Source organism: Mesorhizobium bavaricum (assembly GCF_056781655.1).
Genome location: NZ_CM165566.1, coordinates 3,792,043 through 3,817,833, shown reverse-complemented (window position 1 = coordinate 3,817,833; position 25,791 = coordinate 3,792,043). Strand labels below are relative to the sequence as shown.

Here is a 25,791-nt window from a genome sequence, read left to right as displayed (position 1 = left end):
AGACAACGATATAAAGAAATCTTTATATCACGGCGGAGAGAATTCATGACCCGGACCATCGTCGCCTCGGCGACACGAGAAATCATCATTGGCTTCGACCAGCCGTTCTGCGTGATTGGCGAACGCATCAATCCGACCGGTCGCAAGAAGCTGGCCGCCGAGATGATCGCGGGCAATTTCGAGACCGTGATCAGGGACGCGCTCGAGCAGGCAGCCTGTGGCGCCACCATGCTCGACGTCAATGCCGGCGTCACCTCGGTCAACCCGAACGAGACCGAACCCGGCCTGCTGGTGCAGACGCTGGAGATCGTCCAGGGCCTGGTTGACCTTCCGCTCTCGATCAACTCCTCGGTCACCGCCGCGATCGAGGCCGCCCTGAAGGTCGCCAAGGGTCGCCCGCTGGTCAACTCCGTCACCGGTGAGGAAGAAAAGCTCGAAGCCATCCTGCCGCTGGTCAAGAAATACAACGTGCCCGTGGTCGCCATCTCCAACGACGAAACCGGCATTTCAATGGACCCGGACGTACGCTTTGCCGTCGCCAAGAAGATCGTGCAGCGCTGCGCCGATTTCGGCATTCCAGCGCATGACGTTGTCGTCGACCCGCTGGTCATGCCGATCGGCGCGCTGGGCGATGCCGGCCGCCAGGTGTTCGCGCTGCTGCGCCGTCTGCGCGAGGAACTCAAGGTCAACACCACCTGCGGCCTGTCCAACATCTCGTTCGGCCTGCCTCATCGCCATGGCATCAACGCTGCCTTCATCCCGATGGTGATCGGCGCCGGCATGACGAGCGCAATCATGAACCCGGTGCGGCCGCAGGAAATGGAAGCCGTGCGCGGCGCCAATGTGCTGAACGGCACCGACGAGAACTGCACCAACTGGATCCGCACCTACAAGGACTACAAGCCGGCCGAAGGCGGCCAGGCGGTAGCCGCCCCGACGCAGGTCAACGCGCCGGGCGAAGGCGCCGGCAATGGTGGCCGCCGCCGTGGCGGCCGTGAAGCCCGGATGGGTCGGGGATAAGCGCGCAATCGTGAATTCACCTGCCAACATCACCGATCCGCTCGTGCTGTTCATGCCGTCCGGCAAGCGCGGGCGGTTTCCGGTCGGCACGCCGGTTCTGGATGCCGCGCGCCAGCTCGGCGTCTATGTCGAAAGCGTCTGCGGCGGACGCGCCACATGCGGGCGCTGCCAGATCGAAGTGCAGGAAGGCAATTTCGCCAAGCACAAGATCGTCTCCTCCAACGACCACATCACGCCCAAGGGCGCCAAGGAAGAGCGCTATGAGCGCGTCCGCGGCCTGCCCGAACGGCGCCGCCTCTCCTGCTCGGCGCAGATCCTCGGCGACCTCGTCATCGACGTGCCGCAGGACACGGTCATCAACGCGCAGACCATCCGCAAGGATGCCGACACCAGGGTCATCGCCCGCGATGCGGCAATCCGCATGTGCTATGTCGAGATCGAAGAGCCCGACATGCACAAGCCGCTCGGCGATCTCGATCGCCTGAAGATCGCGCTGATGCATGACTGGGGTCTGAAAAGCCTCGATTTCGATTTTTATCTGCTGCCGCAGGTGCAAGGCATCTTGCGCAAGGGCAACTGGACCGCGACCGCCGCCATCTACAAGGATGCCGACACCGAGACAGCGCGCGTCGTGGCACTGTGGCCCGGCCTCAAAAACGAGGCCTATGGCCTCGCCTGCGATATCGGGTCGACCACAATCGCCATGCATCTGGTGTCTCTGCTGTCGGGCCGCGTTGCCGCCTCGTCCGGCACCTCGAACCCGCAGATCCGTTTTGGCGAGGATCTGATGAGCCGCGTCTCATACGTAATGATGAACCCGGATGGCCGCGAAGGCATGACGGTCGCCGTGCGCGAAGCGATCTCCGGTCTTGTCGACAAGGTCTGCGCCGAAGGCAATGTCCAGCGCAACGACATCCTGGATTCCGTTTTCGTCGGCAATCCGATCATGCACCATCTGTTTCTCGGCATCGACCCGACCGAGCTCGGCGGCGCGCCCTTCGCGCTGGCCGTTTCGGGCGCGGTGCACATCAAGGCCTCCGATATCGGCCTGAAACTCAACCAGGGCGCCAGGCTCTACATGCTGCCTTGCATCGCCGGCCATGTCGGCGCCGATGCGGCGGCGGTGACGCTGTCGGAAGGCCCGCACCGCCAGGACGAGATGATGCTGATTGTCGATGTCGGCACCAATGCCGAGATCGTGCTTGGCAACCGGGCGCGCGTCGTCGCCGCCTCCTCACCCACCGGACCGGCCTTCGAGGGTGCGGAAATCTCCGGCGGCCAGCGCGCCGCGCCCGGTGCCATCGAGCGCGTACGCATCGACCCTGACACGCTGGAGCCGAAATACCGTGTCATCGGCTCGGAACTGTGGTCCGACGAGCCGGGCTTCCTCGACAGCGTGCAGGCGACCGGCGTCACCGGCATCTGCGGCTCCGGCATCATCGAGGTCGTGGCCGAGATGTATCTCGCCGGCATCATCTCGGAAGACGGCGTCGTCGACGGCGGGCTTGCCGCGCGCTCGCCGCGTGTCACCGCCAATGGCCGCACCTTCTCCTATGTGCTGAAGGAAGGCGAACCGAAGATCACCATCACCCAGACAGACGTGCGCGCCATCCAGCTTGCCAAGGCAGCACTTTATGCCGGCACCAAGCTGCTGATGGAAAAGCAGAACACCGAGCATGTCGACCGCATCCATTTCGCCGGCGCCTTCGGCTCCTTCATCGATCCGAAATACGCCATGGTGCTGGGCCTGATCCCGGATTGCGATCTCGACGAGGTTTCGGCCGTCGGCAACGCCGCCGGCGCCGGTGCCCGCATGGCGCTGCTCAATCGCGGCTACCGTCGCGAGATCGAGGACACGGTCAGCAAGATCGAGAAGATCGAGACCGCACTGGAACCGAAATTCCAGGAGCATTTCGTCTACGCCATGGCGTTGCCCAACAAGGTCGATCCCTTCCCGAAACTGTCGGCTGCCGTGAAACTGCCGCCGCGCAAGACGGTCAGCGAGGATGGCGTCGCCGGCGACGCCGCCCCGCGCCGGCGTTCGCGCGAAGGCCACGCCGCCCGGCGCGGCCGGGAATAGAAAGTACGGCGTTACAACGGATTCAGTACCGCGCCTGTGTTTCAATCTGCGGCAGACGCAAGTCAGACTGCGGCCTGACCTGCGGCAGGCTTTTGGCGCGTGACGGATTTAAGCAAACCGGTCAGCGGTTTTTCAACAATCAGATAGAGCGCCGCGGAAATCGCAATGCTTACAAAGGCAATCGACGCCGGCTGCCAGCTTGACGGAACTCCAAACCGAAGCATGATGCCGGTCACCACGACAGCCACCAGCACGTGCCAGATGTAGATCGAATACGAGGCATTGCCTAGAAATGTAAGCAAGGCCATGGGCCTGAACGGGCTCGCGCGCTCCGCAAAGACCGCTCCGGCAACGACCAAGGTCGCCGGAATGCCCCAACGCAAGACGCGGGGCATTTCAGGGTCAAGCATCTGGGCCGTCATCAGCAAGAGAAATCCGCCAACGAACAGGGCCAGCGCCAGCATAAGCTGGAGCCGAATATCCTTCATCCACAGCCGCCCGACGACAACACCGGCCGCGAACTCGAGCACGATGGGAGAGGTAAAGGCTCCGGGGTATCCTTGCAGCAGGAAAAAGTTCATTGCGACCATCGCCAGCATCGCGCCGATCAGCGCGCCAAAACGCTGCTTCTTGGCCAGCAAGAGCGACAAGGCGAAAACGATGTAAAACATCATTTCATAGCATAGCGTCCAACCTTGGATCACCACGGGATGAAGTGACCCGTTCTGCATCATTGGAAAAAACAACAGCGACCCGAAAAAATTAGCAGGGCTCAGCACGTGTCCGAAGAGAAACTGCGGCTTGACGAAAATCGCCAACGCAGTCAGCAACGTAGCTACCCAATAAAGTGGCACGATGCGAACAATTCGCTGCCACATGAAGCGCTGTGCACCGACAGGGCGATCGACCGTCGAGACCCACATGATGAAACCGCTAATTACAAAGAAGATGTCAACGCCTGCTGCACCAATCGCGAACGGGCCGTTGAACTGCTCGTTGATATGAAAACAGACTACTGCGGAAGCGGCAAATCCACGAAGATACTGAATACTATGGATTTCATTCACGCCTTTACCCTTAACACCCCTCCCACCAAAAATGTTGCACTGCACAATAGCGAATGTCTGCCGCCATTTGTCAACTCGGCAAACCTTAAGGTGGAATTGCGGCATTTCTTTTGATCGTTTATCACGCATCCGACGACAGGTCCGCCCCGGCGTCGATCAAACGCAATTTCATTTGTATGCAAATGTTTCCGGATCTGCCTGATCCGGAAACCGAAGCGTTGTTTTCGTGAAATCCGCTGGAAACATGCGCAGCGCATTTAAGCCCCATCGAAGGGCCGGCCGGAAATGTCTTCCTGCCGCGGTGACCTTCCGGAGGAAACCAAAATGTCGATGTTCGAAAGCCTCGGCCGCTATGGTGTGGCCATCAAGATTGCCCACGACAGGAAGAAGTCGATCCGGGCCATGAACAACCTGCCGGCGCATGTCCAGAAGGACATCGGTTGGCCGGCATCGCCGCCGAACGACCCGCAGGCGGCGCTCATCTCGCTGCTTCTGGGTACGGCGCGCTGATGACATTCGCCGAAAGATGCAAGCTGCTCGTCAGGCGTCGGAGCCCTCATGCGGCCCCGGCGCCTGGCAACCACCGGCTGCGCGCCGCGCTTCTGCCGCGTCGCTGACCAACGCGGCGCGGATCACACCACCGTGTAGACATAGCGTAAAACTTGACATTTTCGGCCACGGCACGATCATCGCAAATGAAAGGGAATTCTCTTAGTCGGCTGCAGCCGAAGTTCGTGTACCCGCATGCCAAGTTTCAAAAGCCACTTTGTATCGTTCGTGCTCCGGCACAGCCGCAAAAAGGCGTTTGCCAGCCCGGAAAACCTGCAGCGCTGGATCGCTGCCGCGCGCAAGACCGAGAACCACCAGCCGCCCGCCTCGCTGCGTCAGCGTCTCGACATCGCGGTGCATGCGGTCGATGGCTTCCCCGTCTATGAAATTGCCCCCAGGGCCGGCGAGCAGAAGCGGATTCTTTATCTGCACGGCGGCGCCTATGTCTTTGAAATCACGCCCTATCATTGGCACCTGATCGCCGACATGGCCGACCGGCTGGGTTACGGCATCACCGTGCCGATCTATCCCATCGCTCCCGAACATGATTTCCACGCCATGTTCGGCATGGTCGGCGACGTCTACCGCCAGATGCTCGAAGAGACGGAGGCTGAGGATATCGTCTTCATGGGCGATTCCGCCGGTGGCAACATGGCCGTGGTGCTGACCATGATGGCCGCGGAAGAGGCCGTGCCCCTGCCGTCGCGCCATGTGTTGATTTCACCCGGCCTCGACATGTCGCTTTCCAACCCGAAGCTGTTCGAGGCCGAACGCAATGATCCGTGGCTCGGCATACCAGGCGGCCTGGAGGCGATCCGGATGTACAGTGCCGGCATCGACCGCAACGACTGGCACATCAGCCCGCTCTATGGCGATCTGTCGGTATTGCCGAAAACGCTGCTGTTGACCGGCTCGCACGACCTGCTCAGTCCCGACAATCTGATCTTCGCCGAAAAGGCGCGTGCCGCCGGCGTCGAAGTCGATGTCGTCTATGAGGAAGGCATGTTCCACGTCTGGCCACTGATCGACATGCCGGAATCGCGCCGCGCCCGCCAGCACATCGTCGCGTTTCTGAGCGAGAGCCGCTCGCAGATCAGGCAAGACACAAGGTTCGAAGTGCCCTCCGCCGAGGCGGCGGAGTAGCGCTTTCTTCTCTCGGTCCGATGCTGAAGCAATTCCAGGAAATGTGAAAACGGCTTTCCGTCCGGAATTGCGTCAAACGGATCAGAACTTGCCGGTTTCCCGGAACACTTCGAAGGTGGCGCGGATATGGTCGGCGACGGCCTTGACCGGCGCGCTGGCGTCCGGCGCCACCACCATTGCCAGATTGTAGGTGCCGATGTCGGGCATGCCGTCCTTCGGGCAGAGTTCGACCATGTCGTTGCCGAGGAATGACTTCGGCAGCGGCGCCACGGCAAGATCGGACATGATCGCAGCGCGCTGTCCGGCCGTGTGGGCGCTCATATAGGCGATACGGTAGTTGCGGCCCTCGCGGCCAAGCGCGTCAAGTGCGCCCGCCCGCCAGGCGCAGCCCTCTTCCCAAAGCGATACCGGCAAGGGTTCGCGCAGATGCGCGCAGCCGCCCTTGGCGCCGGCCCAGACGATCGGCTCGGTGAGCAGCACCTCGGCGCCCAACGCGCTGGTCTTGTAGGAATTGGTCAAGAGCGTGATGTCGAGCGCCCGGTCGTCCATGCGCCGGCGCAAATTGCTGCTCTGGTCGATGGTGACATCGACGGCGATCGACGGATGCGATTGCGCGAAACGCTTCAGCACATGCGGCAGCACGCGCTCGCCATAATCATCCGGCGAGCCGAGCCGGACAACGCCGACAATCTCGGGAATGATGAACTTCGACACCACCTCGCGGTTGATCGACAGCAGCCTGCGGGCATAGCCGAGCAGCATTTCGCCATCCGTGGTCAGCGACACCGAGCGGGCGTCGCGCGCGAACACCGAGCGGCCAAGAATATCCTCCAGCTTCTTGATTTGCATGGAGACGGCCGACGGCGTGCGGAACACGGCATTGGCGGCAGTGGTGAAGCTGCCGGTCTCGGCAATCGCCACGAAAGTGCGCAAAACGTCGAGATCGAGCAGTGGCAGTGGATGATTGAGCGGGGCGTTCATGGGAATCGACCTTCAATTTTTCTGATACAAAGCATCATTCCATTTCGTTTGATTGAACATCAGATTGGGAGGATAGTCAACACCATCGAGGCAGGACGCATTGGAAGTGGCCCCGAAACGGCCACGAGACAAACCTGCAATCGACAGAAATGGGGTTGAAACACATCGCGTGCAACGCCTCACATCCAGGGTCGGACTGTTCGGCCCGCCACCAAAGGAGAATGAAATGTCTATCCTGTCGTCCATCGGTCGGATCGCGACCGAATTCAGCGCCGCCCGCGCCCGCTACCAGACCGAACGTGCCATCCACTCCCTGCCGATCGAATTGCAGAAGGATATTGGCTGGCCTGAAGCCGCCGACACCAAGTCCGGTCTTCGCAATGGCGTCGGATCCTGGGCTGGAGCAAAGTAGATCGTGTGTACCAAGTGCTGAAGGCCTGCTGCGCAGCCCGCCCGGCAGGCCTTCTCTGTTTTATTTGTATTCAAATGAGTTTTGAAGCCATGCCGCCAGCGCATGACGCATATGAGCAAGCCGCATAGCGACCATCTTCCCGATTAGTGCCTTGTAAATAATCGTAAATTTCGGGCATCCTGCCCAAATTTGTTGCAATCGGTGTCGCATTTCATATCAAGCGCTTCGCATTTGCGATTTAGTTTTACGCAGCACAAGCCTATATCAGCGTCAGCAAACGAGCTGCCCCACTCCATCAAGCGAAGGCGACCCGTCTGAGCAACCGAATGGAGATGATCATGAAGCTTTTTGCCCGCCTCTTCGCCCGCCGCGAAATGAACCTGACCACCGCTCTCGAGCGTCAGCGCCTCGCCAACACCATGCCCGGCCAGACCGGCGCGATGGCTGCGGCGCGCCTCGGCTTCGTCGCCTGAAATTTTTTGCAGGCAGCGCTTCCCTGCCGCTGCTTTAGAACTGTAACGCCGCCTGGCTCCGGCCAAGGCGGCGTTTTTGTTCCGCCGCAAGAGCGCAATTTGCCTGTCGCTTGAACAGTTGGGGGCTGCTTTCAGCTCTCGCTGCATGCCGATTGCCCATTTGCGACCCATGTCGCAAATTTAATCTCGTCCTGGCAGCGTAGCCGATTGACAAGAATAGTTTTTCCTGATGTCGCTATGCTATTCGCGACATCCTGTTCGCGCCATGGCTGTGTGAGGTTCCCTTGAACGCCGTCAAGCATCCGATCAAGCGATCGTTTGTATTCTTCCTTGTCCCCGATTTCACCATGATCGCTTTTGCGACCGCGCTCGACCCGCTGCGCTCGGCCAACCGCATGCTGGGCTATGAGGCCTATCGCTGGCGTCTCGCCAGCATCGACGGCAAGCCGGTGCGCGCCTCGAACGGGGTCGAATGCGCGGTCAACACCTCGCTGGAGGAAGAGCGCAAGAAGATGGCAGGCCCTGACCGGCCGAACATGGCCATCGTCTGCAGCGGCATCAATGTCGAGCGCTATCAGAACAAGTCGGCCTTCGCCTGGCTGCGCGAGGAGTACAATCGCGGCGTCGCCGTCGGCGGCCTGTGCACCGGCGCGCATATCCTTGCCGCCGCCGGCCTGCTGTCCAACAAGCGCTGCGCCATCCACTGGGAAAATCTGCCGGGCTTTTCCGAGGCGTATCCGAAGGCCAATGTCTTTGCCGACCTGTTCGAAATCGACCAGAACATCTACACCTGCGCCGGCGGCACCGCCGCACTCGACATGATGCTGAAGCTGATCGGCGACGATTTCGACGAGAACCTCGTCAACCGCGTTTGCGAGCAGGTGCTGACCGACCGCGTGCGCAGCCCGACCGACCGCCAGCGCCTGCCGCTGCGCGCCCGCCTCGGCGTCCAGAACTCGAAAGTGCTGACCATCATCGAGCTGATGGAGGCAAACCTGTCCGAGCCGCTGTCGCTGATCGAGATCGCCGACCATGTCGACCTGTCGCGCCGCCAGATCGAGCGGCTGTTCCGCACCGAGATGGGACGCTCCCCTGCCCGCTACTATCTGGAAATCCGGCTCGACCGCGCCCGGCATCTGCTGATCCAGTCGTCGATGCCGGTGGTCGAGGTGGCGGTCGCCTGCGGCTTCGTCTCGGCCTCGCATTTCTCGAAATGCTACCGCGAGCTCTATGCCCGCTCGCCGCAGCAGGAACGCGTCGACCGCAAGCAGCTGCTGGCCGCCTGATGCAATAGATTTGAACAGGATGGTGAGCGGCGACAAACTGGATCGGCGGCCGGTCGGCGAAACGGCACTGGCCGCCGGAACTCCGCCATCGCTTCAATAGTCGTTGCAATAACACTCCGCCGACGAGATGCGGTCGTTCCACTCGCTGCCACCGAAATCGCGGATCCTGCGCCTGATCTCGATCGAACGGCCCTCCATCCGAGAATCCTCATAGGCAACGAACGTGCAGCCACGGCGAACGATCACCGACGAGACGCGGTCGTTCCAGAACTGACCGCCGCGAAAGTTCACGGAATCCTCAGCCCCCATGCCGATAGACCGCCCGCGAAAATTTGCGTGCTCGAACATGATGCAGGCGGGCTCATCGTCGTATTGGGCACTGGCGCCATCGGCACAAAGCACGGACGCGACGGCAGTCAGGATGGCAAGACGTTTCATCTGGTGTTTCCTCGGTTCTAACCGCGGCGCCCCCCGCCGCGGGATCGCGCGGCCTCGCAAGTTTGCCATTGCTTCGGCCGGAGAGGCAAGCCTAGCGGCTGTCGAACATCCAGCTGCGGTTCCGCCACATTTTCTCTCCGACCAGGCAGTCGCTGGCGGGCTTGTCCTGCGCCAATACCACCGGCGGATGCGCGGCTTCTTCCGCCGCCCATTGCGGCGAGGCTGGACCGGCAAGCTCCAGCACCAGCTTGCGGCGGATGGCCTCGGGAAATTGCGTCCAGTCGTTGACCGGGATCATGAAGGCACCCGGACCGCCGATGACGCAGTCGCTGTAGTAGCGATCGAGATTGTTGACGTCGTAGGCGCCGGAAAAGCCGCCTCGGGTCATCAGCGGCAGTCCGTTGATGACGATGCCTCGCTTGATCAGCTCGTCGCGGGTGAGATTGACCGGCGCGCCCTGGTTGTTGGGACCGTCGCCCGAAATGTCGATGACCCGCTTCGTCCCCTGGTAGCCGCTTTCGGCGAAAAGATCGTAGCCGAACTCCAACGCGCCGGAGATCGAGGTGCGCCGCGCGCTGCCGGGCGGCTGGGCGGACAATTGCTCGACCACCCGCTCCGCATCAGCACGGCTGGCGATCACCGTCCACGGCACGATCACGCGCTGCCAGGTGGTGCCGGCCCATTCAACATAGGTGACGGCGATCTTGCCGTGGGCGCCATCGGCAATGGCCTGCAACACGTTGTCGTGCGTCAGCGCCGCTGCGTAGCCGTGACGCTGGATTTCGAGTTCATCCGGCGACATCGACAGCGAAACATCGACGGCCAGCACCAGCTCGACATCGACCGGTTCGTCGGCGAGACACACCGGCGTCAGCCAAAACAGCGCCAGCGCTGCCCCGCCCGAGAGGAAATGTCTTGCACAAGACAAAGCAGACATGCCGCAAGGGTAAGCGAGAATCGCCCGTTTAAAAAGAGAAAAGCCCGGCCACGAGCCGGGCTTTGCATGACGCTGTTTCGCGCCCCTTGAGCACTCAGCTGCGCGGCTTGAGATTTTCCGGGTCGTAGAGCGGCTTGTAGCCGACCGCGGCCACTTCGACCGGGTAGGTTTCACCGAAATACTCGATGGAGAGCTTGCGGCCTTCCTGGGCGTACGCCCACGGCAGATAGGCAAGACCGATGTTCTTGCCGATGGTCGGGCCATAGGCCATCGAGGTGGTGAACGACCGGCGGCCGAGTTCGTCGACCAGCGTTTCGCCCGTCTTCGGGTCCATTACCGGCATCGTGCCGACGGGATAGCGGGCAACGCCTTTCGCATCGACATTCTCGGTCATCACCAGCGTGCACAGCATGGCCGGCTGGTGCTCGCGGGCGCGGTATTCCACGTGCTTCGCCTTGCCGCAAAAGTCGTTCTCCTTGACCTTCGGACGGGCGAGATCGGCTTCGAGCAGATTGTACTCGGTCAGAAGGTCGGCGTTCTGCAGGCGCAGGCTCTTTTCCATGCGGCGCGTGTTGGCATAGGTCTCGACGCCAAAGGGCATCACGCCCGTCGAGCGCAAGGCATCCCAGACGGCCAGGCCGTCCTCGTAGCGCATATGCAGTTCCCAACCCTGCTCGCCGACGTAGGAGATGCGGAAAGCCGTGACGTCCCTGCCGCCGATCCTGACCGGCTTGATCGCCGCGAACGGGAAGTTTTCAATCGAGAGCCCGTCCGGAGTCTCGACCACCTTCTGCAAGGTCGCCCGCGCGTTCGGACCCCAAATGCCGATGGTAACGAATTTCTCGGTCACATCGGTGATGGTGACATCGAAACCTTTATCCTGCGCCGTGCGGCGCAAGTACTGGAAGTCGCGCGGGCCGGCATCCGCCCCGTCGATCAAACGACAGCGGTCGGCCATGCGGATGACGGTAAAGTCGGCGCGCACCATGCCTTCCTCGTCGAGGAAGTGGGTGTAGATGCCCTTGCCGATGTTGTTGTCGCCGCCGATCTTGGCCGCGCACAGCCATTCCAGCAGCGCGACATGGTCGGGACCTTCGATGTCATACATGGCGAAGTGCGACAGGTTGACGATGCCGCAATCCTCGCTCATGGCGAGGTGTTCGGCATTGGAGACGCGCCAGAAATGGCGGTTGTCCCACTCGTTCTCACGCACCGGCACGCGGTTGCCATACTTCTCCAAGAGATGCTCGTTGGCGGCATAGCCATGGGCGCGCTCCCAGCCGCCCAGTTCCATGAAATAGCCGCCGAGTTCCTTCTCGCGCTCCCAGAACGGCGAGCGCCGGATGTTGCGGCCCTTGGAGAAGGGTTCGCGTGGATGCACCGCCGGATTGTAGACCTTCATCGCCGTCTCGGTGCAGCGATCCCAGATGAACTGCTCGTTCGTCTGGTGCGGATAGAAGCGCGCATAGTCGATGGCGTGATGGTCGATCGCGGTGCGGCCGTCCGTCATCCAGTCGGCGATCAGCTTGCCCATGCCGGGCCCGTCCTTGACCCAGATGGCGACGGCGTACCACAGGCCCCTCACCTTCTGGCTTTCGCCCATCGACGGGCCGCCATCCGCCGTCACCTGCAGAAGACCGTTGAAGGAATGGCTCTCGTTGTAGCCAAGCTCGCCCAGGATCGGCGTCAGCTCCATGGCGCGTTCGAGCGGCCCCAGGATCTGCTCCATGTCGAGATCACGCTGCGAAGGCGAAAGCCGGGCCTGGTCTTTCTCCAAGAGGTCACGCGGATGGCAAAGGCGCGGATTGGTCTCTTCGTAGTAGCCCCATTCGATCTGCCCGCCTTCGGCGGTCTTGGGATCGCCGGTGTCGCGCATATAGGCCGAATTGCCCTGGTCGCGCAGCAGCGGCCAGCCGATCTCCTTGCCGGTGCCGGCGAACTCGTTGTACGGGCCGAAGAAGGTGAGCGGATGGTCGATCGGCATGACCGGCAGGTCTTCGCCGACCATCTCCGCGATCAGCCGGCCCCAAATGCCGGCGCAGACCACGACATAGTCGGCCTCGATGGTGCCGCGGTCTGTCACTACGCCGGTGATGCGGCCGTCTTTGACCACAAGCGACCTGGCCGGTGTGTTGGCGAAGGACTTGAGCTTGCCGGAGGCTTCCGCCTGGTCGACCAGCTTGCCGGCGACGGTCTGTGAGCGCGGTATGACGAGGCCGGCATCGGGATCCCACAGACCGCCCTGCACCATCCCTTCTTCGATCAGCGGAAATTTTTCCTTGATCTCGGTGGGCTCGATCAGCCGGGCGCGCGTGCCAAAAGCCTTGGCCGAGGCGATCTTGCGCTTGATCTCTTCCATGCGGCTGTCGTCTCCGACGCGAGCCACTTCGAGGCCGCCGATGCGCGCGTAATGGCCCATCTTCTCGTAGAAATCGATGGAGTAGAGCGTCGTCCAGCACGACAGGAAATCGTGGCTGGTGGTGTAGCAGAAGTCGGAGGCGTGCGCCGTCGAGCCGATGTCGGTCGGGATGCCTGACTTGTCGATGCCGACAATATCGTCCCAGCCGCGTTCGATCAGATGATGGGCGATCGATGCGCCGACAATACCGCCCAGGCCGACGATGACGACCTTCGCCTTTTTCGGAAACTCTGCCATTGCCCGCGACTCCAAAGTGATAAAGCGGGCGGACTATAGGGCGGAGCGGCGGGCCAGATGAAGCCTGTTTGCGACATCGGCAAAAAGCCGAGCGACCAGACGGCCGAATGGTTCACATCGGGCGCCTTGGCCGGTTCTCTTTTCGCTCGACAGATCCGCTCAGGCGAAGGCCCAGATGTCCTCGGCCTGGAAGCCGACCTGGTAGCCTGATGTCTTCAGCTTGACCACGACCTGGCCGATCTCGGCCGCCGGCAGAGCGCCGACCTCGACCTTGATCATGCCTGGGCGATAACGTTCGAGGTCGAGTTGTTCGAACACGATCCAGTCGGCACCCTCGCAATCGACGAGGAAGGCGTCGATATGGCTGATGCCGTTGCGGTCGAGCAGCGTCTGCAAGGTCTCCGACGGCACCTCGATGTCTCTGAGATGCGGCGCGAACTTGTTGAAATTGGCGTCGGCTTCGCCCCAGGCATTTCTGCCCGACATCAGATTGGTGTCGGTGACCGACGAGCACCCGATGAACTCGATGGGCAATGTGCCTGCCTCAAGTGCGGCGGCATCGAAGGTGTGGACGGTGATCGTGCCCTTGCTCTTCGTCACCGCCACCGGCTCGATGACGAACCGGCTCGTGTCGGGATAGTTGGCGCGCAGCCGCTTCTGATTGTACGGGATCGGCTCGACCAGCATGGCGCGTGCGCCAGCTATGCGGTGCAGCCACGGCGTGACGTCGTCGAACAGCGCGCCGTCGCAGGCGCCGACATTGACCATCTGGAACGGTCGTCCTGATCCGCCAAAGCGCGCCTTCAGCGCCGCCTTGGCCAGGAATTTCGTACCGCGCAGCGACGGCCCGCGATCGAGAAGCCCACTGGGAAGACCGAGCGAAAGGGCAATGCGCGCCAGGTTGGATACGGAACTCATGACTTGTCTCCGGAAATGACGTGCAGGGCGCGATGCTGGCCACGAACCACTGTCGCCCACAGCGCCGTCAGCGGCGTCGCCAGCAACAGGAAAGGCGGGATCAGATTGGGGAAGTAGATGCGGGTGTCGTGGATCGGGAAGACGACGAATTTCGCCAGCACGCCGAGAACCAGCGCCGCAAACAATATGCCGGCGCGGCGATCGAGACGGAAGCCGGCGCGGCCGGCCGCATACCAGCCGGCCAGTGCCAGCACCGACACGCCGACCCAGCTGTTCAAGCTGACAGCGCGCAGCAGTGATGTGGCAAACGCCCTGAGATAGGCGGTGACCGAGAAGGCCGGCTCGAACCCATCCATATTGTAGTGCTGCTCGATGCTGGAGAACCACAGATGCGGCCACCAGCCGGGATGATGGGCCCAGTGGGAAATGGCGAAATAGGCGACGAAGGACGCGGCAAAGCCGGCCAGCGCGCCCCACGCCTTCTGCCGGAGAGTGACCAGAAGCACGGCGAAAATCGCAAGGAAAACAATGTTGTCCGGCCGCGCCATGAAGGCAAGGAAGAGCAGGATTGCCGTTGCCGCCTCGCGGCCGCGGACATAGGCGTAGAGGCCGCCGAGGAACAGCGCCGAACACAACAGGTCAGGCGTCGAGGCGCGCGCCGCGTCGCCGAAGTCGGCCATGATCAGGACCGCGCCGACGATAGGCGCCAACGCCAGTGCCCGCTCCGAGCGCAGCCAGAGCAGCGTGATCGCGCCGAACAGCAGCACGGAGAACACCGACACCAACCGCATCGCCTCGACCGGCGACATCACCGAACTCATCGTCGACAGGATCTCGGCATAGAGAAACTTGATGCGGTACATGCCGAGCAGCGAATGAAAGTCGGCGGCATTCTCCGTCATATGGCTGCGGAAGCCGCCGCCATCATCGGTCAGCGTCTTGTAGTCGCCCGCCGACACGCCGGCCTTGACGGTGTTGTAGGCATAGTCATGCAGCGCCTGCGCATCGGGATAGGTGCCTTCCTCGGCGATGGCGAGGTAGGGCAGCATATCCCAGTTGGCGTCCGGCATAACCCATGCCGTGAACGCCGTCAGCAGGATGTAGAGCGCAAAGGCCGCCGCGCCGATGGGTGCTGCCAGCCGTGCATAGGTCCCCTCGCCCCACGCCAGTCCGGCCTCGGTGAGCCGGTCGAGTGGGTTTTTCGCTACAGGAGACTTGGTCAGCATCATCTTGCTCGGCGAGCTACGCTTTAACGGACTTGGCTTTTGACGAAATCCTTGACGATCGCCACGATGCCGCGCGACAGCAGGCTGTCGAAGGCATCGACGAAGCGGTCGACATGCTCACGCTGGCAGATCAGCGGCGGCTCGAGCCGGATGACGTTGCGGTTGTATTCGGTGAAGGCCACGAGCACGTCGTAGTCGCGCAACAGCAACGCCCCGACGAAGCCCGACAGCGACCCCTTCAGCTTGTCGTCGAGTACGCTGACGATCGGCCGCAGCACCATCGGCAAGGTCTGCGAGAAGTCGTGGAACTCCAGCCCGACCATGAACCCCTTGCCGCGTACATCCTTGATGATCTTAGGGTATTTGTCCTTGAGCGCCTGCAGCCGCTGCAGCAGGTAATCGCCGGTAGCGGCGGCGTTGTCGATCAGCCCCTCGTCATAGAGCACGTTGAGCCCCTCGATCGAGGTGACGCAGGCCTCGCCCATGCCGCCGAAGGTCGCCATCGCGTGGATCATCGCCGTCTTCGGCGTGCCATAGGCCTTCATGTAAACCTCGCGCCGCGCGATCATCGCGCCGACCGCCGCCTTGCCGGCGCCGAGCGACTTGGCCAGCGCCGTCACGTCCGGAATGACGCCGTAGTGCTCGAAGGCATAGAAGCGGCCCGAACGGCCATAGCCGCACTGCACTTCGTCGGCGACCCACAGGACGCCATACTGGTCGCACAGCGCGCGCAGTTTCTGCCAGTATTCGGCCGGCGCCTGGATGATGCCGCCGCCGCCCTGGATGGTTTCGAGCACGATGACGCCGACCTCCGGGTCGGAGCGGAACAGGCGTTCGACCGCTTCGATGTCGGCAAACGGAATGCGGACCGTATTCTGCGCCATCTTGAAGTCGGCGCGGTAGAGTTGGCCGTCGGTGATGCCCAGCACGCCCTTGGTCTTGCCGTGGAACGAATTCTCGGCATAGACGATTTTCGGCCGCTTCGGGCCGGCGGCGCGCTCGGCGAGCTTGACCGCCGCTTCCATCGCTTCCGAGCCGGACGAGCCGAGGAACACCATGTCGAGATCGCCTGGCGAGCATTTGGCGATGTTGTGCGCCAGCGCCGCCGCATACTGCGACATGAAGGCAATGGCGATTTCCTGGCGCTTCTCTTCCTGGAATTTTTTCCGCGCTTCCAAGATGCGCGGATGGTTGTGGCCGAACGCCAGCGAACCAAAACCGCCGAAGAAATCGAGGATCTTGCGGCCGTTCTGGTCGATATAGAACATGCCCTCAGCGCGCTCTATCTTGATCTTGTGGAAGCCGAGCAGCTTCATGAAATGCAGCTGGCCGGGATTGAGATGCGCCTTGAACAGGTCGGTCATCTCAGCGACGTCCATCGCCTTGGCCTGCTCGACGCTGATCAGGTTGGGCTTGGCGATGGTGACTGGCGACAGCGCCGGCGCGCTGACCATGGTGCGCGCGCTCGTCTGTTCGGGCTTGGCCATGACGGTCATTTCAATCTCCTGTCTGCGCGCATGACCGTGATCGTGCGCAACGAAAGCTGTTTTGCGAACCCGCTATTCGGCGGGCACTTGTTTGCTGGCGACGGCGTGACCGGCCCTTTTGCCGCGGTACTCGCTGTAGGCGGCGATCAGCATGTCCTCGTCGCGGTACTGCGGCACCCAGCCGAGCTGGCGCTCGGCCTTGGAGACGTCGAGCACGCATTCCTCGTCGGCGATCAGATACTGCTCAGGATCCATGATCGGCATGTTCAAGAGGTCAAGCAGATCGAGCGTGCGCTTCACCGCCCAACCGGGGGTCGGGATCAGCATCGATTTCGAACCGGCATGCCTGATCAGGTCGCCGAGCAGCTTCTTCACCGGCGGCGGGTTGAGCGAGCCGAGGTTATAGGCCTCGTTCGGCACCCCGGCCTTCCAGGCGGAACGCGCGGCCTCGGCGCAGTCGAACACCGAGATGAACTGATAGGGATTTTTGCCCGAGCCGATCATCGGCACCGGAAAATTCCAGTCGATCAGCTTGAACAGCTTTTCGAGAATGCCGAGCCGGCCGGGGCCGATGATCAGGCGCGGGCGAAACAGCGAGATCGACATGCCGCGCTTGCGCCATTCGGCCGCCAGTTCCTCTGTCTTCTGCTTCGACCAGCCATATTCGCCAAGCGGCGCCACCGGATGCTCCTCGGTCATCGGCTGGGTCACCGTGTGGCCATAGATCATGTCGGTCGTGTAGTGGACGAGCTTGGGCGCGCCGGCCTTGTCCATGGCCTGCATGATGTGCTCGGTGCCATGGAAATTGACCGGAAAGAAGAAATCGTGCCGCTTGGCGCGCACCTGGATCGGCGACAGCATCTTGGCCGACAGGTTGTAGACCATGTCGTCGGCCTTCAGCCCAACCGCGGCGACCGAGGCCAGGTCGGTGACGTCGCACTTAATGAAGCGGACGCTGCGGTAATGCGGTAGGTCGCTCCTGGCGATGTCGGCGACGACAACCTCTTCACCATCGGCCAGAAGTTTCGGGGCAAGGTGGCGGCCGACGAAACCGTCGCCGCCGAAAATCACATGTCTCATCGAATAGTCTCGCTGTGAATCTTGTGGGACGAAAGAGAAGCCGTTTCCGCCTCATGCCCGCGCCCACTCTGAGCAATGAGCACCGTGCCGACGCAGATGCAGGCGATGCCGGCTATGCGCCAGCCATTGAGATCCTCGCGGAAGACGAAATAGGCGAAGATGGCGACAGCGACATAAGCGAGGCTGAGGAACGGATAGGCGAAGGAAAGCTCGACCTTGGAGAGCACGTAAAGGTGCGAGGCCATCGAGATGACGAAGGTGCACAGGCCGAGGAAGACCCACGGGCTGAAGACGATCTGCAACAGCTTGACCAGGGGATTGACGCCCTCGAACGAGATCGGCCCAAGCGACATCATGCCTTGCTTCAGCATCAGCTGCGCAGCGGCATTGGTCATGACCGTAAAGAGAATGAAGACGATGTATTTCATGTGTTCCCAACCACCCCTTCATGCTTCCTATTACAAACCCGCAAACATTTCGTGAAGCCACAAGAATGTTTTCAATGGACTGTAGAGTTAGCGATGCGCTAACCAAGCTTATTTCAAATTTTATCTATTCCGCAGCCTCGACGTCACCGCGCCGCATGTCGAGGTTCTTTGCCGTCCGTGCCCAGAAACTCGACATGAAGGCGGGATCGCGGAGCCCCTCCAGCCGTGGCCATTCGGGAAAAGACGAGGCGAAGATGCCGGCACCCATGCGGGCGTCCTTGTAGGGATTGACGGCGCCGCCGGCCTCGATCGTGATGCGATCGAGCTCCCGCAGCAGCGCCAGCGTCGCCGCCCCTCTGTTGGGGAAATCCAGGGTCAGCGTGTAGCCCTGGCGCGGGAACGACAGCAGTGCCGGCGAGCGGATAGAGCCAAACCGCTTCAGCACCGTGAGGAACGACCCCTGCCCAGCCCGCCTTGCAGCCGCCAGCAGCGCCGGCACCGCCTCGCTCGCCGTCTCTTCCGGCACCACGCTCTGGTGCTGGAAAAGCCCTTTCGGTCCGTAAAGCCGGTTCCAGTCGCGCACACCGTCGAGCGGAAAGAAAAAACCCTGGTAGCCGACCTGGCGCGGCGTCGCAGACCTTCCCTTCTTCCACCGGTAGGCAGCATTGAAGGCGGTCAGGAACGGCCGGTTGAGGACATTGAACGGCGGCTGGACCGGCACCGAGAGATTGCCGCCGGCGCGCGAGGCGGCGTGCGAGCCGTGCTCGGCATGATTGCCGGTGAACAGCAGGCCACGGCCGCTGTTGCGGCCGCCGGCGAGCTGGTCGATCCAGGCGACCGCGTATTCATTGGCCTGGTCCGCCGCCTCCGCTAGCCCGAAAAATTCGCCGAGATCGCGAAACGGCGTCGCCGTCTCGACGATGTCGAGCGAAGGCACCCGCATCAACCGGATCGAGGCTGACAGGATGAGGCCAGTCAGCCCCATGCCACCGATCGTCGCTCGAAACAGCCGGGCATTGTCGGTCGCCGAACAGCGACGGGTCCTTCCGTCGGACCTGAGCAGCGTCAAGGTCTCGACATGGCAGCCGAACGTGCCGCGCCGATGATGATTCTTGCCATGCACGTCATTGGCTATGGCACCGCCGAGCGTGACGAATTGGGTGCCCGGAACAACCGCCGGGAAAAAGCCGTAAGGAGCAGCGTATGCGATGATGTCGGACAACAGCACACCGGCATCAGCTTCGAGCAGGCCTGTCTGGGCATTGAAGGCGTGGATCCGTTTCAGCGGCCGCATATCGACGATCGAGCCGGCCTCGTTCTGGCAGGAATCGCCGTAGGAGCGGCCGTTGCCATAGGCAAGCAGCGACGCCGGTTTCGCCTGACCGCCCTTTAACAGCGCAATGCCATCGTGGGCACCGATCGCGCGGGGCGCCGGCGGCGTGGCAAGGCCAAAGCTTGGGAAGTGTCCGGCAACCACGCCTACCAGCCCCCGAGGACCAGCATCACCGCGCCGATCAGCACCACGATCTGGCTGCGCCAGTCGCGGATGATGAAGACCACCGGGTCGTCATGCATCTCGTCGCGGCGCGCCAGGATCCAGACGCGCATGGTGAGATAGAGCACGATCGGCGCCAGCGGCCAGATCAGCCATGGATGCGGATAGAGCTCACGCACCGCGACACTGTCCATGTAGAGCGCCAGCACCAGCGCCGAGGAGAAGGCCGAGGCCATGCCGGCCTGGGCGACGATCTCCTGGTCTTCGGTGCGATAGCCACGGCCAGCAATGCGCTCACCGGGCGGGATGGCGGTGGTGCGCAGTTCGACGAAGCGCTTCACCAGTGCCAGCGACAGGAAGAAGAAGATCGAGAAAGCGAGCAGCCAGAACGAGACGTCGACGCCGGTCGCGGCCGCACCCGCCAGGACGCGGATCGTGTAGAGGCCGGCAAGCGTCAGCACGTCGACCAGGAGCATGCGCTTGAACGAGAGCGAATAGGCCGTCGTGACGACCATATAGCCGCTGAGCACCGCCAGGAATTCGAGCGATATCAGGGTGCCGGTGCCGATGCCGATCGCCAGCAGCACCGCGATTGCGCCAAGCCCGAACGGGATCGACAGCGCACCGCTGGCGAACGGCCTGTTGCGCTTGGTGGCGTGCTTGCGGTCGAGCGCGAGGTCGAAGAAATCGTTGACGATGTAGATGGCCGACGCCACCGCGCTGAACGAGACGAACGCCAGCAGGCATTCCCAGATCATGTTGGTGTTGAAGTATTCATGCGAGAGCACCATCGGTACGGCGATCAGCGAGTTCTTCAGCCACTGATGGACACGCAGCATCTTGACGATGGTCCGCAATGTCGGCTTCGGCACTGGCATCGCTTCGGCGCCATGTGCTGCCTGCCAGCGCGCGGCATGACGGTCGGGTGCCACGACGATTGCGGTGCGCGCCGCGTCGAAGACCGGGAGGTCGTGGCGACTGTTGCCGGCATAGTCGAAGCCGCCATCGCCATAGGCCGCGATCAGTGACGCGCGCTTCTTGCCGGAGGTGAGATTATCGGGTCCGTCGGTGGCCAGCACCTGGTCGAAAATGCCGAGGTGGGCAGCGATGGCGTCGGCGAACTTGCGCGGCGTGCCGGTCGCCAGCACGATCTTGCGGCCCTCGGCGTGCTCGGTCCGAAGGCGGCAAAGCAGCGCCTCGCGATAGGGCAGCGAGGCCGGATCGATGTCAATGCGTTGGGAAATCGCCTGCTTCAACCGGGCCGGCCCGCCGGCGGCCCAGAAAGGTATGAGGAAGATATAGAGCGGGTTCTTCTTGAGAAGGATGAACAGCCCTTCCCACAACAGGTCGGTCGCGAGCAGCGTGCCGTCTAGATCGACCGCAAGCGGTATTGCGTTCCTGTCCGACCGCGCATCCATGTCCGTCGTGCCCTGCCAGCGTGTGATCCGGAAAACCGGAATCTCGTTGCGCGCCGCGTTTCGGCGTCTTGAAGCTGGTATAGCCGGCAACGGCATAGCGAACGTTAAAACACCCGGCGCGGGCCGGTTCTTGCCACGGTATTTCCCCTGTCATCGTTAAGCAGCAATGACCGGAAACAATAAAAGGCCGGGCAAATACCCGGCCTTTTCCTGTCATGCCGTTGGAATTACTTGATGCGGGCGACACCGCCAGAGATCTCGACGGTTTCCGAGCCGGTGAGGGCTTCGAGGTCGCCATTGGGCAAGGTGACGAAGCAGCCGTTCGGGCAGAATTCAACGGTTTCGCCAGCGGCCAGCGCAAGGTCAGATTTGCTGCCGCCCTCGGTCACGATCAGCGTGCGGGTCTCGGCGTCCTTGTTGACCGCGCTGGCGGCATGCGTCGAGCCGATGGCGGCGGCCAGAGCGACGGCAGCGACGAGAGACTTCCACATGTTGCAATATCGGTGTTCCCACCGCCTCTGTTGCATTTCGCAAGGCATTCTCGCCTTTGCATGGGAGCTTATATGAGATGGAAGCTGAACCGCAACTGAATGCCGCATTCATGCCGCAATTGGCTTTGGAGGGCTGCGAGCGGGCGCTGCTGACTGTCAGGACAACCTAGTCGGGATCTGGCTTGCGCACCTTGCGTCCCGATTTGGCGAGTCGCTTCGCCTCGGCCGCGGCCTCTACCTTTGCCTGCTCCTGCTCGGCAAAATCGGCCTCGATCTTGTCGTCGTCGGTCGGCCAGGCCTCTGGCTTGCGGACCTCGACGACAGCGCGTGGCGTCGAGGGAATCTCGATATGCTCGCCGTTGAATTTCTCGAGCACGGCAAAGCGGATGTCGTTCTGCGCGATATTGCCGTTCATCACATCGGCCAGGAACACACGGATCTCGAATTCCAGTGCTGCCGCGCCGAAATTGGAAAACAGCACGAAAGGTTCCGGGTTCTTCAGCACCATGGGGTGGCTGCGTGCGATGTCCAGCAGGATGGCGTGAACCTGTTTGACGTCGCTGCCGTAGGCGACGCCGACCTTGATGTCGACCCGGCCAAGCTTGTTGCGATGCGTCCAGTTGCCGACGGCGTTGTTGATCAGGTTCGAATTGGGCAGGATCACCGACTGCCGCTGGAAGGTCTCGATCTCGGTGGCGCGCACGCTGATCTTCTTGACGGTGCCGCTGACATCGCCGGCGACGATCCAGTCACCGACCTTGAATGGCCGCTCGGCCAAAAGGATCAGGCCGGAGACGAAATTGGACACCACATTCTGCAGGCCAAAGCCGATACCGAGGGAAAGCGCGCCGGCGACCAGCGCAAGACTGGACAGGTCGATGCCTGCAGCCGATATGCCGACCAGTGCCGCCAGCGCAACACCGGCATAGCCGACGGCCAGCCGGATCGAATTGCGCACTCCGGTATCGACCTTGCCGCGCGCCATCACCGAGCCGTCGAGCCAGCCCTGGAACCAGCGCGTCAGGAAATAGCCGATGATGAAGACGACGATGCCGGAGAGGATGCCGGTGACCGAAATCGTCACCGAACCGACGGTGATCCCGGTTGCCAGCCGGTAGGCCCACGCCTCGATGTCGCCGGGCTGGAAACCCCACATCAACAGGATCAGCGGCAGGAAGACCAGCACGATCATCAAGTTGATGGCGACGCTGACCGCGAGGCCGAGTTGATCGAGGGCGGCGTCATCGTAGCTCGAATTGGTCGACAGCCAGCGCCCAACGGACGTGTCGGCGAAAGCGCCCTCCTCGCCGATCGCCCGCGCCGACAGGAAGCCGATATAGGAAGTGATGAGGATGGTGCCGGTGACCAACACTTGCACCGAGACAAAGATGGCAAGGCCAATATAGCCGAGCAAGGCCGCCGCGATGGTGAACAGACCGAGCGCGAGCGCCATGTAGCGTAGCCATGCCGGCCACGGACGCCAGCTTCCATCACGCGCCCTGAACGGCCGCAGCATCGCCATCAGGATCAGGATCACGCCAAAGATGATCGTGGCGCCGAAGCTCCGGGCAATGGTCAGCGACAGCGGCGAACCCATCTTGTCGTTGACGATGGACAGGAAATAGTTGACGCCGATGACCACTGCCATGGCGGTCGTCAGCCGCACCAGCCAGCGCGCCGGGCCGGTTTCGACGGGAATGAGCCGCCAGTTCGGCAGCCGCGGCTCGAGCGCCGCATTGGTCAGCCGGTTGACGCCGAACACCACAGCGATGACAGCCGCCAGCGCGTTCAGGAAGACCCCAATGTCGCCACGCAACACATTGTAATAGTTGAATAAGAACACCGTGGAGGCCAGGAATACGCTGACCGCCAGTGACGGCAGCAAGGTCGACCAGAACGCCACCGACAGGCGGCTGAGATAGGATGGTTCCTCGACCGTCGGATCGGCTTCGAACACCCGCCCGAACAGGCGCCTGCCACCAACCAGCAGCACCAGCGCCAAGCCGAGCGCCACGAAGGTCGCTGCCAGGATGGCCTTGAATTTGAACTTGAAGGCAAAGCTCAGCCAGGACGCCACTGCCTTGTACAGGTTGGCGTATTCGTCCCTGGCGTCCGAGAAGACCTCCGGGCTCAGGGCATCGGACAGCACGTAGCGCTTGGTCAAAAGGTTGCGGAACAGCGCGCTGCGCATGTTACCGATCTTGTCGATCAGCCCGCTGATGCGGATTGACAGGTTCTGCGCGCTGGCGACGACTGCGTTGATCTCGGCCTTTTCCGACGCCAGCGCCTGGCGTTCGCCGGTCACAATGTCGGGCTCCTGCGGCTGCCCCGCCGCTGGCGGCGGGCCTAGCGTCTCAATCCGATTGTTGATGTCGGTAAGGCGCGAACGAAACGCCAGCGCACTGGTGAGTGCCGCCCGCGACATGTCCTCCAGTTGGAGACGGATATCAACGAGTGAGGCATCGTCCTCACCGTCCTGCTGGATCTTCTTCTCGAGATCGTCGGTCTTGGCCGTCAGGCCCTGGATGACTTTCTGCTGATCGGTGATCAATCCGGCAGCGCCCTGACCGAGCGCTTGCGCCATCGCGTCAAACGAAGGCGGCGCCGAGACAACAAGCGCGAGGATCAAAATGAGGCGAAGCAATCGAAAAAGCATGATTTGTTGGCGACTCATGGGCGGCAAAGGCAATTTGAAAGCCTGTCCTTGATAAAGACGGCCATATCATGGGGCAAGCCATCGCGTCCGATCGCCGGCCTCATCCGATCGCTGATCCCATCCGATCAATAACCGAGGCGTCGGCCAGTCGAAAGGCAATGGCGCAATATTGGCTTTGCGGATGCGGCCTGCTCTATAGTCTGCCGCATCGCCCGAACCGGATGACACTGATGGCAGAGTACTCGGCCTTTTCGCTGCTCGCGAATGCGCTCAAGGGAAACAAGGACTGGAAGCCGGCCTGGCGCAAGCCGGATCCGAAGGCGTCCTATGATGTCATCATCATCGGCGGCGGTGGCCACGGGCTGGCAACGGCATACTATCTCGCCAAGGAACATGGCATCACCAATGTCGCGGTGCTGGAAAGGGGTTGGCTTGGGTCCGGCAATGTCGGCCGCAACACGACGGCCGTACGCTCGAACTATCTGCTGCCCGCCAACACCCGCTTCTACGAGCATTCGATGAAGATGTGGGAGAACCTGTCGCACGAACTCAATTACAATGTGATGTTTTCCCAGCGCGGCTGCCTGAACCTGGCGCACACGCCGGCTCAGTTCGACGATTATGCACGGCGCGGCAACGCCATGCGCCATCTCGGCGTCGATGCTGAATTGATGACGCCAGCGCAGATCAAACGCCTGATCCCGGCGCTCGATATCTCCGACAGCGCACGCTTCCCGGTGGTCGGCGGCCTGATGCAGCGGCGCGCCGGCACCGCCCGCCACGATGCGGTGGCCTGGGGTTATGCGCGCGGCGCCGACCGGTGCGGCGTCGACATCATCGAGAATTGCGAGGTCACCGGCTTCCTGCGCGATGGCGACCGCGTCACTGGCGTCACGACCTCGCGCGGAGACATCCGCGCCAAGAAAGTGGCCGTCGCGGTCGCCGGCAGCACCGGGCGTGTCATGCAGCTGGCCGGCGTCGAGACGATGCCGATCGAGAGCCATGTGCTGCAGGCCTTCGTCACCGAATCGCTAAAACCCTTCATCGACACCGTCGTGACCTTCGGCATGGGGCATTTCTACATGTCGCAGTCGGACAAGGGCGGCCTCATCTATGGCGGCGATATCGACGGCTACAACAGCTACGCCCAACGCGGCAACCTGCCCATCGTCGACGAGGTGATGAGCGAGATGCTGGCGCTGTTTCCCGGCCTTGCCCGCGTGCGCATGCTGCGCTCCTGGGGCGGTGTCTGCGACATGTCGATGGACGGCTCGCCGATCATCACTGCCGGTCCCCTGCCCGGCATGTATCTCAACTGCGGCTGGTGCTATGGCGGCTTCAAAGCAACGCCGGCTTCCGGCTGGTGCTTTGCCTGGACAATCGCCAAGGATCAGCCGCACGACCTCAACGCCCCCTTCACGCTCGACCGATTCCACCGCGGCCTGGTGATCGACGACAAGGGCCAGGGTGCCAACCCGCGGCTTCACTAGACCATGATCTGGAAAAGTGGAAACCGGTTTTCCGACAAGATCATGGTCAAACAAGAAGAT

22 protein-coding genes are annotated in these 25,791 nt (G+C 62.1%); 8 read left to right on the top strand and 14 right to left on the bottom strand.

What is annotated here, in order from left to right; genetic code table 11:
• Window positions 1-45 precede the first annotated feature (45 nt).
• Together AC1RZR_RS18680 and AC1RZR_RS18675 are read left to right on the top strand one after the other, a co-directional pair.
• Window positions 46-1,020, top strand: coding sequence for a methyltetrahydrofolate cobalamin methyltransferase (locus AC1RZR_RS18680; protein ID WP_481825550.1), 975 nt, complete (start codon window positions 46-48; stop codon window positions 1,018-1,020).
• Window positions 971-3,100 carry an ASKHA domain-containing protein gene (locus AC1RZR_RS18675; RefSeq protein ID WP_481825549.1) on the top strand — a complete coding sequence of 710 codons (2,130 nt, stop codon included), beginning with the start codon at window positions 971-973 and terminating at the stop codon, window positions 3,098-3,100. Before AC1RZR_RS18680 ends, AC1RZR_RS18675 begins: the two co-directional genes overlap by 50 nt.
• A 62-nt stretch (window positions 3,101-3,162) precedes the next feature.
• Here the strand turns inward: AC1RZR_RS18675 and AC1RZR_RS18670 are convergent, their stop codons facing one another.
• Complete coding sequence (locus AC1RZR_RS18670) at window positions 3,163-4,296, bottom strand: acyltransferase family protein (protein WP_481825548.1); 1,134 nt, start codon at window positions 4,294-4,296, stop codon at window positions 3,163-3,165.
• Between the two features lie 195 nt (window positions 4,297-4,491).
• Here AC1RZR_RS18670 and AC1RZR_RS18665 point away from each other — a divergent pair, with 195 nt between their 5' ends.
• Together AC1RZR_RS18665 and AC1RZR_RS18660 are read left to right on the top strand one after the other, a co-directional pair.
• Window positions 4,492-4,677, top strand: a complete 186-nt coding sequence (locus AC1RZR_RS18665; protein WP_477274968.1) for a hypothetical protein — start codon at window positions 4,492-4,494, stop codon at window positions 4,675-4,677.
• Window positions 4,678-4,911: 234 nt separating this feature from the next.
• Window positions 4,912-5,859 (top strand): alpha/beta hydrolase, encoded by a 948-nt coding sequence (locus AC1RZR_RS18660; RefSeq protein WP_481825547.1) that lies wholly within the window; start codon window positions 4,912-4,914, stop codon window positions 5,857-5,859.
• An 81-nt stretch (window positions 5,860-5,940) separates the two neighbouring features.
• Here AC1RZR_RS18660 and AC1RZR_RS18655 read toward each other — a convergent pair whose 3' ends face one another.
• Window positions 5,941-6,840: a LysR substrate-binding domain-containing protein gene (locus AC1RZR_RS18655; RefSeq protein ID WP_013531163.1), complete on the bottom strand. Its 900-nt coding sequence runs from the start codon at window positions 6,838-6,840 to the stop codon at window positions 5,941-5,943.
• 226 nt (window positions 6,841-7,066) lie between these two features.
• Here AC1RZR_RS18655 and AC1RZR_RS18650 point away from each other — a divergent pair, with 226 nt between their 5' ends.
• From AC1RZR_RS18650 to AC1RZR_RS18640, 3 genes are all read left to right on the top strand, one after another.
• On the top strand, window positions 7,067-7,252 hold the full coding sequence (locus AC1RZR_RS18650) for a hypothetical protein (RefSeq protein WP_481825546.1): 186 nt from the start codon (window positions 7,067-7,069) through the stop codon (window positions 7,250-7,252).
• 338 nt (window positions 7,253-7,590) lie between these two features.
• Complete coding sequence (locus AC1RZR_RS18645; RefSeq protein WP_013894968.1) at window positions 7,591-7,725, top strand: hypothetical protein; 135 nt, start codon at window positions 7,591-7,593, stop codon at window positions 7,723-7,725.
• A 347-nt stretch (window positions 7,726-8,072) separates the two neighbouring features.
• Window positions 8,073-9,011 carry a GlxA family transcriptional regulator gene (locus tag AC1RZR_RS18640; protein WP_379096501.1) on the top strand — a complete coding sequence of 313 codons (939 nt, stop codon included), beginning with the start codon at window positions 8,073-8,075 and terminating at the stop codon, window positions 9,009-9,011.
• Between the two features lie 93 nt (window positions 9,012-9,104).
• Here AC1RZR_RS18640 and AC1RZR_RS18635 read toward each other — a convergent pair whose 3' ends face one another.
• From AC1RZR_RS18635 to AC1RZR_RS18580, 12 genes are all read right to left on the bottom strand, one after another.
• Complete coding sequence (locus AC1RZR_RS18635; RefSeq protein WP_481825545.1) at window positions 9,105-9,449, bottom strand: peptidase inhibitor family I36 protein; 345 nt, start codon at window positions 9,447-9,449, stop codon at window positions 9,105-9,107.
• A gap of 91 nt (window positions 9,450-9,540) precedes the next feature.
• Complete coding sequence (locus AC1RZR_RS18630) at window positions 9,541-10,386, bottom strand: DUF1194 domain-containing protein (RefSeq protein ID WP_481825544.1); 846 nt, start codon at window positions 10,384-10,386, stop codon at window positions 9,541-9,543.
• A gap of 94 nt (window positions 10,387-10,480) precedes the next feature.
• On the bottom strand, window positions 10,481-13,042 hold the full coding sequence (locus AC1RZR_RS18625; RefSeq protein ID WP_481825543.1) for a GcvT family protein: 2,562 nt from the start codon (window positions 13,040-13,042) through the stop codon (window positions 10,481-10,483).
• A gap of 159 nt (window positions 13,043-13,201) precedes the next feature.
• Window positions 13,202-13,960: an FkbM family methyltransferase gene (locus tag AC1RZR_RS18620; RefSeq protein WP_481825542.1), complete on the bottom strand. Its 759-nt coding sequence runs from the start codon at window positions 13,958-13,960 to the stop codon at window positions 13,202-13,204.
• Entirely contained in the window at window positions 13,957-15,186 is a 1,230-nt protein-coding gene (locus AC1RZR_RS18615) for a hypothetical protein (RefSeq protein WP_481825541.1), read from the bottom strand. The genes AC1RZR_RS18620 and AC1RZR_RS18615 overlap by 4 nt, the downstream gene beginning before the upstream one ends.
• A gap of 23 nt (window positions 15,187-15,209) precedes the next feature.
• The gene (locus AC1RZR_RS18610; protein WP_481829079.1) at window positions 15,210-16,640 is read right to left on the bottom strand and encodes an aspartate aminotransferase family protein; all 1,431 of its coding nucleotides are present in this window, start codon (window positions 16,638-16,640) and stop codon (window positions 15,210-15,212) included.
• 105 nt (window positions 16,641-16,745) lie between these two features.
• The gene (locus tag AC1RZR_RS18605; RefSeq protein WP_477274953.1) at window positions 16,746-17,753 is read right to left on the bottom strand and encodes an NAD-dependent epimerase/dehydratase family protein; all 1,008 of its coding nucleotides are present in this window, start codon (window positions 17,751-17,753) and stop codon (window positions 16,746-16,748) included.
• On the bottom strand, window positions 17,750-18,181 hold the full coding sequence (locus tag AC1RZR_RS18600) for an EamA family transporter (RefSeq protein WP_477274951.1): 432 nt from the start codon (window positions 18,179-18,181) through the stop codon (window positions 17,750-17,752). Before AC1RZR_RS18600 ends, AC1RZR_RS18605 begins: the two co-directional genes overlap by 4 nt.
• Before the next feature lie 124 nt (window positions 18,182-18,305).
• The gene (locus AC1RZR_RS18595) at window positions 18,306-19,658 is read right to left on the bottom strand and encodes an FAD-binding oxidoreductase (RefSeq protein WP_477274949.1); all 1,353 of its coding nucleotides are present in this window, start codon (window positions 19,656-19,658) and stop codon (window positions 18,306-18,308) included.
• A gap of 2 nt (window positions 19,659-19,660) precedes the next feature.
• Window positions 19,661-21,094, bottom strand: coding sequence for a UbiA family prenyltransferase (locus tag AC1RZR_RS18590; protein ID WP_481825540.1), 1,434 nt, complete (start codon window positions 21,092-21,094; stop codon window positions 19,661-19,663).
• Window positions 21,095-21,321: 227 nt separating this feature from the next.
• Window positions 21,322-21,585, bottom strand: a complete 264-nt coding sequence (locus AC1RZR_RS18585; RefSeq protein ID WP_167392187.1) for a hypothetical protein — start codon at window positions 21,583-21,585, stop codon at window positions 21,322-21,324.
• Window positions 21,586-21,751: 166 nt separating this feature from the next.
• A complete protein-coding gene (locus AC1RZR_RS18580) occupies window positions 21,752-24,241 on the bottom strand; it encodes a mechanosensitive ion channel family protein (protein ID WP_477274945.1) in 2,490 nt (829 codons plus the stop codon).
• Window positions 24,242-24,471: 230 nt separating this feature from the next.
• Here AC1RZR_RS18580 and AC1RZR_RS18575 point away from each other — a divergent pair, with 230 nt between their 5' ends.
• Window positions 24,472-25,731, top strand: a complete 1,260-nt coding sequence (locus AC1RZR_RS18575) for a sarcosine oxidase subunit beta (protein ID WP_477274943.1) — start codon at window positions 24,472-24,474, stop codon at window positions 25,729-25,731.
• The last annotated feature ends 60 nt before the right edge of the window (window positions 25,732-25,791 follow it).

Excerpts from the sequence above, each read along its gene's own strand:
- AC1RZR_RS18610 (WP_481829079.1), bottom strand. The coding sequence starts at position 16,640 with ATGGTCAGCGCGCCGGCGCTGTCGCCAGTCACCATCGCCAAGCCCAAC.
- AC1RZR_RS18630 (WP_481825544.1), bottom strand. The coding sequence starts at position 10,386 with ATGTCTGCTTTGTCTTGTGCAAGACATTTCCTCTCGGGCGGGGCAGCG.
- AC1RZR_RS18650 (WP_481825546.1), top strand. The coding sequence starts at position 7,067 with ATGTCTATCCTGTCGTCCATCGGTCGGATCGCGACCGAATTCAGCGCC.
- AC1RZR_RS18640 (WP_379096501.1), top strand. The coding sequence starts at position 8,073 with ATGATCGCTTTTGCGACCGCGCTCGACCCGCTGCGCTCGGCCAACCGC.
- AC1RZR_RS18580 (WP_477274945.1), bottom strand. The coding sequence starts at position 24,241 with ATGCTTTTTCGATTGCTTCGCCTCATTTTGATCCTCGCGCTTGTTGTC.
- AC1RZR_RS18615 (WP_481825541.1), bottom strand. The coding sequence starts at position 15,186 with ATGCTGACCAAGTCTCCTGTAGCGAAAAACCCACTCGACCGGCTCACC.
- AC1RZR_RS18585 (WP_167392187.1), bottom strand. The coding sequence starts at position 21,585 with ATGTGGAAGTCTCTCGTCGCTGCCGTCGCTCTGGCCGCCGCCATCGGC.
- AC1RZR_RS18660 (WP_481825547.1), top strand. The coding sequence starts at position 4,912 with ATGCCAAGTTTCAAAAGCCACTTTGTATCGTTCGTGCTCCGGCACAGC.
- AC1RZR_RS18655 (WP_013531163.1), bottom strand. The coding sequence starts at position 6,840 with ATGAACGCCCCGCTCAATCATCCACTGCCACTGCTCGATCTCGACGTT.
- AC1RZR_RS18590 (WP_481825540.1), bottom strand. The coding sequence starts at position 21,094 with ATGGATGCGCGGTCGGACAGGAACGCAATACCGCTTGCGGTCGATCTA.
- AC1RZR_RS18635 (WP_481825545.1), bottom strand. The coding sequence starts at position 9,449 with ATGAAACGTCTTGCCATCCTGACTGCCGTCGCGTCCGTGCTTTGTGCC.
- AC1RZR_RS18645 (WP_013894968.1), top strand. The coding sequence starts at position 7,591 with ATGAAGCTTTTTGCCCGCCTCTTCGCCCGCCGCGAAATGAACCTGACC.
- AC1RZR_RS18625 (WP_481825543.1), bottom strand. The coding sequence starts at position 13,042 with ATGGCAGAGTTTCCGAAAAAGGCGAAGGTCGTCATCGTCGGCCTGGGC.
- AC1RZR_RS18665 (WP_477274968.1), top strand. The coding sequence starts at position 4,492 with ATGTCGATGTTCGAAAGCCTCGGCCGCTATGGTGTGGCCATCAAGATT.
- AC1RZR_RS18620 (WP_481825542.1), bottom strand. The coding sequence starts at position 13,960 with ATGAGTTCCGTATCCAACCTGGCGCGCATTGCCCTTTCGCTCGGTCTT.
- AC1RZR_RS18605 (WP_477274953.1), bottom strand. The coding sequence starts at position 17,753 with ATGAGACATGTGATTTTCGGCGGCGACGGTTTCGTCGGCCGCCACCTT.
- AC1RZR_RS18680 (WP_481825550.1), top strand. The coding sequence starts at position 46 with ATGACCCGGACCATCGTCGCCTCGGCGACACGAGAAATCATCATTGGC.
- AC1RZR_RS18675 (WP_481825549.1), top strand. The coding sequence starts at position 971 with ATGGTGGCCGCCGCCGTGGCGGCCGTGAAGCCCGGATGGGTCGGGGAT.
- AC1RZR_RS18670 (WP_481825548.1), bottom strand. The coding sequence starts at position 4,296 with ATGCGTGATAAACGATCAAAAGAAATGCCGCAATTCCACCTTAAGGTT.
- AC1RZR_RS18600 (WP_477274951.1), bottom strand. The coding sequence starts at position 18,181 with ATGAAATACATCGTCTTCATTCTCTTTACGGTCATGACCAATGCCGCT.
- AC1RZR_RS18575 (WP_477274943.1), top strand. The coding sequence starts at position 24,472 with ATGGCAGAGTACTCGGCCTTTTCGCTGCTCGCGAATGCGCTCAAGGGA.